General features: G+C 42.2%; 9 protein-coding genes. 6 read left to right on the plus strand and 3 right to left on the minus strand.

The window, feature by feature from the left end; genetic code table 11:
* From ABKW31_RS01190 to ABKW31_RS01200, 3 genes are all read left to right on the plus strand, one after another.
* Positions 1–270, plus strand: a complete 270-nt coding sequence (locus ABKW31_RS01190; protein WP_348614308.1) for a YfcL family protein — start codon at positions 1–3, stop codon at positions 268–270.
* A gap of 343 nt (positions 271–613) precedes the next feature.
* Positions 614–1,045, plus strand: coding sequence for a hypothetical protein (locus tag ABKW31_RS01195; protein ID WP_348614309.1), 432 nt, complete (start codon positions 614–616; stop codon positions 1,043–1,045).
* Between the two features lie 644 nt (positions 1,046–1,689).
* Positions 1,690–3,432, plus strand: a complete 1,743-nt coding sequence (locus ABKW31_RS01200) for a SulP family inorganic anion transporter (protein WP_348614310.1) — start codon at positions 1,690–1,692, stop codon at positions 3,430–3,432.
* Between the two features lie 290 nt (positions 3,433–3,722).
* Here ABKW31_RS01200 and mnmC read toward each other — a convergent pair whose 3' ends face one another.
* Positions 3,723–5,738 (minus strand): bifunctional tRNA (5-methylaminomethyl-2-thiouridine)(34)-methyltransferase MnmD/FAD-dependent 5-carboxymethylaminomethyl-2-thiouridine(34) oxidoreductase MnmC, encoded by a 2,016-nt coding sequence (mnmC, locus tag ABKW31_RS01205; RefSeq protein ID WP_348614312.1) that lies wholly within the window; start codon positions 5,736–5,738, stop codon positions 3,723–3,725.
* A 232-nt stretch (positions 5,739–5,970) separates the two neighbouring features.
* On the opposite strand from mnmC, the gene fabB reads away from it, so the two are divergent.
* The gene (gene fabB / locus ABKW31_RS01210) at positions 5,971–7,185 is read left to right on the plus strand and encodes a beta-ketoacyl-ACP synthase I (protein ID WP_348614313.1); all 1,215 of its coding nucleotides are present in this window, start codon (positions 5,971–5,973) and stop codon (positions 7,183–7,185) included.
* 69 nt (positions 7,186–7,254) lie between these two features.
* Here the strand turns inward: fabB and ABKW31_RS01215 are convergent, their stop codons facing one another.
* Together ABKW31_RS01215 and ABKW31_RS01220 are read right to left on the minus strand one after the other, a co-directional pair.
* Positions 7,255–9,138, minus strand: coding sequence for a CocE/NonD family hydrolase (locus tag ABKW31_RS01215; RefSeq protein ID WP_348614314.1), 1,884 nt, complete (start codon positions 9,136–9,138; stop codon positions 7,255–7,257).
* Positions 9,139–9,294: 156 nt separating this feature from the next.
* Positions 9,295–10,020: a Crp/Fnr family transcriptional regulator gene (locus ABKW31_RS01220; protein ID WP_348614316.1), complete on the minus strand. Its 726-nt coding sequence runs from the start codon at positions 10,018–10,020 to the stop codon at positions 9,295–9,297.
* Between the two features lie 81 nt (positions 10,021–10,101).
* Between ABKW31_RS01220 and ABKW31_RS01225 the strand changes: the two genes are divergently transcribed.
* Together ABKW31_RS01225 and ABKW31_RS01230 are read left to right on the plus strand one after the other, a co-directional pair.
* Positions 10,102–10,854: a class II aldolase/adducin family protein gene (locus ABKW31_RS01225; protein WP_348614317.1), complete on the plus strand. Its 753-nt coding sequence runs from the start codon at positions 10,102–10,104 to the stop codon at positions 10,852–10,854.
* A 3-nt stretch (positions 10,855–10,857) separates the two neighbouring features.
* Positions 10,858–11,772, plus strand: coding sequence for an alpha/beta hydrolase (locus ABKW31_RS01230; RefSeq protein ID WP_348614318.1), 915 nt, complete (start codon positions 10,858–10,860; stop codon positions 11,770–11,772).
* Positions 11,773–11,934: the final 162 nt, after the last annotated feature.

An 11,934-nucleotide genomic window follows, 5' to 3' on the forward strand; every position in this document is an offset into this window, starting at 1 on the left:
ATGCAGTTAGAAAAAATAGTAGAAAAAGCCGAGCAATATTTTGTTGATGTGGTAGAAGAGGGCAGTGATCAAGACCTATTTATCGCGGGTTATGTACAGGGGCATTTTTCCTTAGGGCTAGCAAAACTTCAATCGTACGAGACCCAATCCACTGAACAATTAAAAGCCATTATTGATAAAAATTTAGACCAAGCCTTCGCCGATAAAGAACTTGAAGAGCCTGACCAGCAACAAGCCCGTAAATTAGTTGAGACCTTGTTTAGTAGCTAAAATTGGAACCACTGAGTACAACTAGCCCGAAGAGGGAATTAGGTAAAAAAGACAGTTATTATTGAGCTAAAGAGGCAGAGGCGACTGGCTCTAATGTGCCAATAGCGGTCATAGCCGAGTCGCTCAGGGAACGATTTCAACTAGCAGACAGGAGACATTCAGGGCATGACTCGCAGAATCCAATGTTATTGAGAAATTAATTTTTATTCTTGAAGAAAACAGGGCTGTAAAACATACTCGAAGTTGAAAATACAATACATAGAAGAACGGACTTACCACAAATGCATGGTCGCGGTGGGAAAGATATTGAAGTCATTTGTGTAACATGCTTGGAGTGGAATAAATGAAAGTTTCTATTATCTTGTTATTTGTATTATTTTTCGTGCAATTAAGAGCAGAGACTGAACCTGAGCTTATTAGTAACGCTCAGATTTATTATTCAGGTTGGTCTTCGACTACAATAATTCCTAAAACATACGACAGTCTAAAAAAGAGTAATGATTATATTTTGAATATTAGTAGACGTGCTATTGTCGAAAGGATTCTGCAACGTTTAAATTTGTTGGAATGGGTAGATCAAAACGGAAATGTTAACGATATTGATTGTAGATTATTGATTGAATTTGGTAATGCTAAAAAAAGTTTAGTGAAAAGATTTATAAGCAGTGGTGCCAATATTTATGAAGTTGGTGAAAATGATGTCATTTTAAGAAAGGCTGCAATCAATGAGACATTCAGGTCAGAGTTTGATTTAACTTCGAGGCTTTTCAATTAATTGGCTGAGATTCATTATTACGTACTCTGAAATAATAGATTCCCAACGGCCGCTTACTCAGAGTAAATGCGATCCTCAAGACCAATTAATTGTATGACTGCTTTTCGCTCTAAGGAGCCAGTCGTAAAATTTTTACAGAATCAATAAGAACACTTTTTGTTGTTCTAAATTTGGAATTGCTTAAACGTCTTTTTGTAGGATCAACTAATTTGCAGGACAGGCATTAGTGACTTGCTGAAACTTTAGTGGCGGAGCCACTAAAGCGCTTCTCGGCAAATATTACTCTTCTATCTGTTGAGGTAGGGGGCCGGCTTATAAGTGCATTAATCCATAGCGAAACGTAAGCTTTTTGCCAATAAAACCCACATTTACTCGGTGGAAGTCATACTTAACGTGATTCAGCTATCAGTAAATTATAAATGTATACTTATAATCAGCAGGCAGACCTGATTGACCAGGGTGGATAACCTTTGCCACAAAGCGACTTCTCTACATAAAGTTAAAAGATATGTACGTGGTAGATTTGCACCCAGCTGAGGAAGCCGTTTAATATAGCCTTATTGTTGTTTTATTAGTCGGCTCAAAAAATTCTGCTGTCTTTGTTTTTAACAAGACACCTTTTTTATACTTGCAAGGAAAATACAGTGTTGTCACGGTTGTGTGATTTTATGCCGGGTTTGAATACCTTGCTTAATTATGAACGTAGTTGGTTTTCTGATGATGTAAAAGCCGCCTTATCGGTTGCAGCAGTTGCTTTACCTGTGGCTATTGCTTATGCCCAGCTCACAGGCGTTAATGCCGCGGTAGGCTTGTATTCCTGTGTGCTCCCTATGCTAGTTTACGCATTATTTGGCACCTCTAAACAATTAATAGTCGGCCCCGATGCCGCCACCTGTGCAGTTATAGCCGCTGTGGTAACTCCTCTGGCAGCAGGAGACGTCGTTAAACATTGGCAATTAGTGATTGCTATGACTGCCATGACTGGCTTTTGGTGTTTAATTGCCAGTCGGTTTAAGTTAGGTGTATTGGCAGATTTTTTATCTAAGCCCATTTTAATGGGTTTATTAAATGGCGTGGCCATTACCATTATTGTTGGCCAGTTTTCTAAGGTACTTGGTTTTACCTTTGACGAAAAAGATTTGTTAGAGCGTCTCGGGAGCGTGCCCTCCTATCTGTCCCAAACCCATTTTCCTAGCCTATTAATGGCCTTGCTTACTGTCGGCATCTATTTTGGTATGAAACGTTTGAAACCTAGCTGGCCACCCGCTATGTTTGCGATAGCCATTGGCGCAATTTTGGTTTGGTTATTTAACTTAGAGCAGTATGACGTCAAGAGTATTGGCATGGTAACCGGCGGCTTACCCTTGTTTCAAGCACCTGTATTTGATCTCGGTATTATTCGTGAGTTAGTCATGCCGGCACTTAACTTAGCTATAGTAAGCTTTGTTAGTATGATGCTAACTGCGCGTAGTTTTGCTGCAAAAAATGGTTATGACATTGATGCAGATAAAGAGTTTAAAGCGCTAGGTCTTGCCAATATCGCTTCTGCGCTATCTCAGGGTTTTGCGGTAAGCGGTGCAGACTCCCGCACCGCGGTGAATGATGCTAATGGTGGTAAAACCCAATTAGTCTCAATAATAGCTGCAGCAATCATTGCAATAATTGCTATTTTTTTAACTGCACCACTGCAGTTTATTCCCAGTGCAACATTAGGCGTAGTGCTGATTATTGCTTCCATACATCTCTTAGATCTAAAAGCGGTTTGGCAGCTAAGACTGCGCGACAAACAGGCGTTTTACCTAGCCTCTATCACTCTTCTTGCGGTGCTTTTTATTGGTGTGATTCCGGGCATTACCCTTGCGGTATTGCTGGGTTTATTCCAATTTATTCGCACCGTAATGCGCCCAACCGATCAAATACTGGGCGTCGATATTAAAGGCGTGGTGAGAAGTTTAGATGCAAGTGATAAGGCAAAAGCTATTCAAGGCATTTTTATCTATCGTTTTAACTCACCACTGACGTATTTTAATGCGAGCTATTTTAAACGGCGACTGCTAGAGCAATATGCCAGACAAAAAGACGACATTGAAGTGGTGATAATTGATGCGGTATCCTGTTTTACTCATCAAGATCTTAGTGTTATGGCTATGTTGGCCGACTTAGATGTTATTTTCAGAAAACGAGGCATACGTTTTGAAATCGCTGGTAGAAAGCGTCAGCTAAGGGCTTGGTTTGAGCAGGCGGGGATAAAATCAGGTAGTGAAGGGATTTATATTCACTCAGACTTATATTTAGCCTTACGGATAAATCAAAGCAAGCTCAAGCAAGTTGACCTTGCTGCCCAAGCTGGTATTGAGGACGCTGAAGCTAAGACGGCGTTGCTGTAAATCAATGATTAGGAAGATGTAAATAAAAGTACGTTTACAGGTCTATGGCTTTTGCCGTCAAACCCTCTGTTGTGCTACTTATTTATAAAAAAACGTCTCTATATTTTACTTTGAGCTATTCAAAATCACTCTAGGCGACCTTGTCTTTTTTGTCTTTAGGTGAGTGAGTATATTTGCTATTACATCCCATTTCTCATATTTGCAATTACTTGGGGGGGGGCGACGCTTCTTAGTTTGATAAACGGCCATTAGAAAAACAACTACTTATGAACCACTTCGGCATGACTCAATTAACTTATTTCCCGTCGTATGAGTCCACGAATTAAAAAACGATTGGGGTTAAGCGCATCCAGCAGTGGCGTCGACAATGGTATTGACTCATGGCAAATCTGACTAGCAACGACTTCTGACAAAAGCGGAGCGGTGGTTAATCCTCGAGAGCCTAAACCATTAAGCATATATAAATTAGGGTAGTCTGCGGCGATGGGATAATGCCCCACGGGTAATGCTTTATACAGATCCCAAAACTGTTGACGCTGGGTATTGATATCTGGAATAGCACCAGCCATTGGCAGATGATCCGCGGTGCTGCAGCGAGTGGCGGCTCTGCCATTAGCCTGACCTTTTAGTTCTTCTACCCAATCACAGTGCTTGAGTGAAGTTTGGTGCATGGCTAGATTTTCTGTTTGCTCTTGCGGGCGATAGTCTGTTGAAAAGTCTTGTTTTTTGTAAGTTGAGCCTAGGGCATGCAGGCCTTCGTGGGCGGGGGTTAAATAACCTTTGTGACAAATAACGGTAGCAAGCTGGGTGAGTTTATCTGTGGTATCAATGTATTCAACTTGGCCGCGGACACCGCGTAAGGGTAAATCTGCTATTTGTTCAATATTTGCAAACTCGCTGCCTGTTGCCACTATCACAATATCAGCCTCAATAGGCGCCTGTTGTTCAAAGTGCAATTGCCACGTTTTTTCATGGCGCACCATGTTAAGTAGTTTGTTGCTGGTATGCATGCGACTCTTCGCTTGTTGCAATAGGGCAGAGACGAGTTCAGGTGGGTTGAGCCAGCCACCATGAGGAAAATATAAACCTGCATAAGGCAAGTCGACACCGGCAACCTTTGATGCTTGCTCTGGTGTTAAAGCGCTGACCAGTTCTTGGGGCCACACATCGTGTTCGATTAATTTTTGTTGGCGATCAAGTACTTTGTCATTAAATGCGGCATGAAACACACCGCACCACTGGTGGGCGAATGGCACATTTTGTGTCGCCAAACCCTTGTAAAAATTAGCCGCGTAGAGATAAGCCTGGGCATAAAACTGGCTGCTGATATTCGCGATGGCATTTAATTGCGGATAAAGCGCACCTTGATGATTACCTGAAGCACCCTGGGCTAAGTTTTCATCTTTGCAATATATATCGGCAATCAGCCCTCTTTTTGATAAAGCGTAAGCACAGTTAGCGGCGGCTAATCCTCCGCCAATAATCGCGATGCGAGGGGGCGTTCTGAGCATGTTATCTAGGCTACTTGACTGATAAGACGCCCTGGCATAATAGGGCTTTGGCCATGGCATTAGTGCTTTATCGTTTAGTACACCGCAGAGGTTATGGCGTTTTTGACCATGTCCTGGCACTTTTTCAACGCTAAACCCGGCTGCCGTTAATCCTCTTTTAACTATTCCTGATGCGGTAAAAGTCGCATAACGACAGTTATTCTTGGCTAATCGTGCCATTTGGCTAAAGAGTGAGTCAGTCCACATTTCAGGGTTTTTACTCGGAGCAAAACCATCTAAATACCAAGTATCAACTAAGCCCTCAGGCGGAGTCGATATTTGTGGTAATACATCGTGTACATCGCCTAGCCACAAATCTAACACTACACTGGCGTCTAGAAACGTCAATCGATGGCAACCCGCAACATTAGGTGGATATTGCTTAATTAGCGTCTCACTGTAAGGGGCTAAACTTACGTAGCGGCTTAAGGCTAAGGTTAATTCAGATTTTTTAATTGGGTATTTTTCAATGCTAATAAAATGCAGATTAAACTCTGGAATTGCGCCATCAGCCCGTAACTTAGCAAAAAGGGCTAAGGTCACTAAAAAATTGAGTCCGGTGCCAAAGCCTGTTTCTGCAATAGTAAATTGGCGGTCTTGCCAACCTTGCCAGCGCTGAGGAAGTTGGTTGTGCTGCAGAAACACATGATGGGTTTCCTCTAGGCCAAAGGCATCGGAAAAATACAAATCATCGAATTTTTTGGCAAAGGGAGTACCATTTCCATTAAAATGGATTTCAGCATTAATTATTTTCAAAAACAAGATTTCCCATTGTGTGTCATCAATTAATCATTCGTTACGATGCAACATGCGCTAGTGTTCAATTCGCGGATAGTTTAAGGTAGAGGACGTTAGGTAACAAACTCATCTTAGTGGGTCTTACCTACTACAAGTAAATATTCAAATTACCGAGACAGTGTAAAGAGCAGACCAGTTTACACTGTAAAATCAGTAAAATATGCGACAAATTTTTGTTGAAGGGTTAAGCATGAGAAGAGCGGTTATCACTGGCTTAGGAATAGTATCCAGTATCGGTATTAATAAAGAAGAAGTCACAGCGTCGTTAAAAGCAGGGCGTTCGGGCATTACTTTTTCAGAGGAATTCGAACAGGCGGGTATGCGTAGCCATGTTTGGGGTAAAGTTGACATTAATCTAGATGAAGTCATAGACCGTAAAATAAAGCGTTTTATGGGAGATGCGGCTGGGTACGCCTATGTTGCGATGCAGCAGGCTATTGATGATTCTGGTTTGACGGATGACATGGTTTCCAATGTACGCACCGGTATTATAGCCGGCTCGGGTGGTGCTTCGTCGCAAAATCAAGTTGAAGCGGTCGATATATTGCGCGCAAAAGGCGTAAAACGTATTGGGCCATACATGGTGACTCGTTGTATGGGCAGTACAGTTTCAGCCTGTTTAGCGACCCCTTTTAAAATTAAAGGGGTGAATTACTCAATCAGTTCAGCTTGTTCAACCAGTGCTCACTGTATTGGTAATGCCCTAGAGCAAATCCAACTGGGTAAGCAAGACATTATCTTTGCTGGTGGCGGTGAAGAACTTCACTACACTTTGTCGGCAGAATTTGATGCTATGGGCGCGCTGTCAACTAAATACAATGATGATCCGACTAAAGCGTCACGTACCTACGACGCTAATCGTGATGGATTTGTTGGGGCTGGCGGTGGTGGCATGGTGGTAGTTGAAGAACTCGAACATGCCTTGGCTCGCGGTGCAAAAATCTATTGTGAAATTGTTGGTTACGGTGCCACATCTGATGGTGCTGATATGGTTGCTCCCTCAGGTGAAGGCGCAATGCGTTGTATGCAACAAGCAATGCAAGGCTTAGATAAACCTATCGATTATATTAATACTCATGGTACTTCTACGCCGGTAGGGGATGTGAAAGAGTTATGGGCTATTCGTGAAGTATTTGGCGATAAAGTCCCGCCTTTCAGTGCCACTAAAGCAATGACAGGCCATGCGCTAGGTGCTGCAGGTGTTAACGAAGCTATCTACAGTATTTTAATGATGGAAAATGGCTTTATAGCACCATCTATTAATATCGAAACCCTAGATGAGCAAGCCATCGGTATGGATGTGGTTACGACAACACGTGAAGCTGAGTTAACCACGGTTATGTCAAATAGCTTTGGTTTTGGTGGAACAAATGCAACCTTAGTCATGCAAAAATACAAAGCCTAAACATTTAGGTTTGAGCAGTATAAAAAAGCCGTTCAGTTGAACGGCTTTTTAGTTTCTGAGATCTGAAGCTTAGTTTTCGATCACTTTAAATTGAATTGAGCTTGGAAACTCCTCGCTGTGATAAAGCTTATGCTGGGCTTTAACAAAGTCTTCAGGCTTGGCTTCAAAGATATTATCAACATAGTTTTGCGGATTCATATCAATGAAAGGAAACATGCTGCTTTGCACCTGGATTTGCAGTTTGTGACCACGCTTGATGGTATGTAGCACATCTAATAACTCAAACTTAACCAAAGTCGGTTTGTTTGACTCAAAGGGCTCTGGTTGGCTCATACTGTTTCTGAAACGCCCACGCATGGCATGCCAACGCACTAATTCATGACGATTACCGGTTTCTTTGTCAATTTTGTCGGTATTAACATCCTTACCGGGGAAAACATCAACTAGCTTAACGATAAAGTCAGCAGCAGTTTGATTGGTCGAAACCCATAAGTTTAAATCAATGGCTCCTGCTATTGTTTGATCTTCAGTGGCCACTTCAGTATTAAAAACCAATACATCGGGACGTCTAGCTGCAAAACGCTGATCTTCGGCCATATAAGGTCTATCCCAGCCGCGACTGATTTTGGCAGAATGGGGAACTGGTTTTTTTGGATCGCTGACATATTCACTAAATCCACCGCGGCTTTCTTTGCCGTTAAGCAGTTTTTCGTCAGCACCCATATATAACACCACGTCTTTTCCTGCTTTAGGTGGCCAGCTTGAAAACTCACGCCAGCGGTTTGCCCCGGTTTCGAATATGGTGGCGGTGGCCAAAGGCGCTGCCTTTTCCTGTTTCAAATTTTGTTTAAAAAACGGCAGTAAAATATGCTCTTGAAACCATGAGCTGGTATCAAAGCCAAGTTGTGCCTCACCCATTTTGTCGCCTTCACCGCGGTTCCATTGGCCGTGATACCAAGGACCCATAACGAGGTGCACGTTATCTTTTTTATTGTTCTTCGACATGGTTTTGTAGGTAGACAAAGGACCGTATAGATCTTCTGTGTCATACCAACCGCCGACCACAAGGGTGGCAGGTTTTACGTTATCAAAGTGCTGCAATACATTGCGAGCTTGCCAATACTCATCGTAATTGGGATGTTGGGTTAATTCGTTCCAAAATGGCCGCTCACCTTTAAAATACTTAGCATTAACGTTACTTAATGGCCCAAGTTCTCGATAAAACTGATAGCCGTCAGGCGTGCCTAAATCACGTCCTTCAATACCCTTGGCTTGTGGCCCATCGCGGGGTGCGTCAAAGGTATCAAAAAAGATAAATGCCATGGGTACAACAAACGCGCCATTGCGATGAAAATCATCAAAAAACCAATCAGCAATGGGGGCTTGTGGTGAGATAGCTTTAAGTGCTTTATGACTATTAATCGCCCCTACTGAGGTGTAATAACCGGGATAAGAGGTTCCCCACATACCCACATTGCCGTTGTTGTTGGCAATGTTTTTTACTAACCAATCGATGGTGTCATAGGTGTCAGTTGCGTCATCTGCGGCTTTACCGCCTTTTTTATAGGCGTCTTGGGGGCGCATATTAACGAACTCACCTTCAGACATATATTTGCCACGCACATCTTGAAAAACAAAGATAAAACCCTCTTTTTCGAAAATTTCACTGGGTCCAAGTTTGGTTTTGTATTTATCTGCGCCATAAGGCGCCACACGATAAGGGGTGCGCTGCATCAACATCGGCCAGCTTTTTGATTTGTCGTAGGGAACATAAACAGAGGTGAAAAGTTTTATGCCATCACGCATGGGTATTTGATATTCATATTTTGCGTAGTGGGAACGAATATACTCCGCTCGTTTGTCTTGCTCTTTGGTATCGGCTGCTTGCACCCACGCGGCGTGCATCAACAAACTCAGCAAAGCCAATAGCCCGCCAAATGACTTAATTTTCATTACTCTTCCTTTTATTTTTATCTGTAAGAAATAGTGAGGTTTGATTTTTATATTACTCATTAAGCCTACTATGAAGGCTCTCATCAAACGATCTACTTGAGTTGAATGTGGTAAAAAATAGGACTGTTTATTAAAGATTTGTAGATGTCTCAATTGCTAAACTTGGCTTAAACTTAATAACTTGGATTTATCAAACAAGGTGATATGTCCGTAGTGAACGCTAAGCACGCCTTCTTTTTGTAGTTCTTGCAAAATCTTGTTCACAGTTTGTCTGGAGCTATGCAGCATCAGGGCGAGAGATTCTTGTGAAATATCCAGTGTGTAGGACGGCGATAAGGCGTCACTTTGCTTATTTGGCCACAGTCCTAAGCCATCAGTCAGCAGTAACAAACGGCGACACAGTTGGCCTTTCAATGACAAACTGGCCATTTCATCAATAAGTTTAAAGGTTGTGCGTACTCGTTGGCATATCAAGCGAATGAAATGAGGATATAAGCAGGGCTTATTTTGCAGCAATAGCTCGAAGTTTTGATTCGACAATTTTAATAAACAACAATCTTGCTCAGCAATAGCATCATGGGTGCGAGGTAAACCATCGAACATCGATATTTCACCAAACCAATTACCAGCTTGTAACCATGTAAGTATCAGTTCTTGTCCAGCGAGGGTCAGGTTACTGACTCGTAACTTGCCATTTAATAAACAATAAAGCCCATCGACCTTATCGTCTTTACGATGCAAGTATTGACCTTGTTTGAGATGCTTAACCGCACCTGCTGCTGCAATAGCCTCTTGCAATTCTTCGGGTAAACCACTAAACCACAGGCTTTGTTGTAGAGTTGGTCGTAATAAAGTGGCTTCGGTACACATTAGTTTAGTCAATTGTCTAATTGGCGACAGTTCAATAGGCTTATGATAGCTTATGTTGTTGACAAATAATTAACAATCATGAGAGCAAATAAAATGAATTCAATTCAACAGCAAGTTTCGTCTGAAGAGTGGCAGTTACGGGTAGATCTGGCCGCATGTTATCGCGCCGTCGCCATGTATGGTTGGGATGATTTGGTTTTTACTCACATATCGGCTCGTGTGCCGGGGCCTGAACATCATTTTTTGATTAATCCTTACGGCATGATGTTTGAGGAGGTTACAGCGTCGAGTTTAGTGAAAGTTGATTTGCAAGGTAACAAAGTCATGCCATCTGATTATGATATTAATCCAGCGGGCTTTGTTATCCACAGTGCTGTGCATGAGGCCAGAGAAGACGCACACTGTGTCCTTCATCTTCACACTGCAGCGGGCATTGCGATTTCGGCCACCAAACAAGGCTTATTACCTTTAAGTCAGCAATCATTATTTGCCCTGTCTTCATTGTCTTATCATGATTATGAAGGAGTGGCACTCAACCCAGATGAAAAAGTACGTTTAGTCGCTGATTTAGGTGAAACTAACTTTATGATTTTGCGTAACCATGGCTTACTTACCTGTGCTAGCAGTATTGCCGATGCATTTCTTTTTATGTATTTACTCGAACGTTCTTGTGAAATTCAATTGAAAGCGCAGTCAACGGGTTGTGATTTATTGCCTATTCCGGATGTAATTTTGGGCGGTATACGAACACAAGCGCAACAAGTAACACGTTCTGCAGGTGGGGCCTTGGCATGGCCGGGAATTTTGCGTAAATTAGATCGTATTAATCCTGGATATGATAAATAAATTTTGACTGAACTCAGCTTAGCTCGATATAAAGAACTCGCTCAATACAGCCAGTTGTGTGGCCATAAAATTGCTTACTGGCAGTCTTATGCACCTGCATTGGCCAAGAAAAAAGATACGATTTTATTTATTCATGGCTTTCCAAGTGCCTCGTGGGATTGGCATTATCAATGGAAGTATTTGGCGCGAGAATATAGTTTGCTTTGTTCTGACATGCTTGGATTTGGCCTATCTGCTAAACCACAAAAATATCGTTATAGCCTGATTGAACAAGCTGATATTTATGAGGCTTTATTACTTGAAAAAGGCATAGGCGATTATCACATTTTGGCTCATGACTACGGCGATTCTGTGGCGCAAGAATTACTGTATCGTCAGTCTTTGCGGGCCAAAACGGGCGAGCAAACACATGCTCAACTTAGGTCTGTGTGTTTTTTAAATGGCGGTATATTTGCTGCCTGTCATCGGCCACTCCTAACCCAACGTTTGTTGAAAAGTCGTTTGGGACCTTTGTTGGTTAAATTTTTAAGCAAAGACAGCCTTACTGCCAGTTTTGCTAAAATATTTGGTCAACAGAGCCAAGCTAAAAAAAGCCATGTAGATATTATATGGGAGTTAATCAGATACAATGACGGACATTTGGCCATGCCTGCTATTTTGCGTTATATCGATGAACGCAGTGAATGGGGAGGTCGTTGGGTAGAGGCGATGATAAACGCGTCAGTGCCATTGTATTTTATCAATGGCATTCAAGATCCGATTTCTGGCAGACATATGTTGGATCATTATATTGATGTCATTCCGAATGCGCATACGGCCTTGTTGGATGTTGGCCATTATCCGCAGTTAGAGGCCCCAGAAGAAGTGCTGAGCTTATATCAAGAGTTTTTAAGCTCGCTAGTAACGCGGGACGAATAGTAAAAATAAAGTCAGCTAAGGCTAAAGATGCACGAGACTGTGTATTGATAAAAGCAACCAGAGATAAGCGCGATCCGATTAGTGCCTATCCATGCTAATTGATAGGTTTGTCGCTTAATTAATTCGCTAAATAACGTCGCTTACGTTTTACCTAGTGTGGCT

The organism is Paraglaciecola sp. 25GB23A, assembly GCF_040012495.1.
GTDB lineage: Bacteria > Pseudomonadota > Gammaproteobacteria > Enterobacterales > Alteromonadaceae > Paraglaciecola.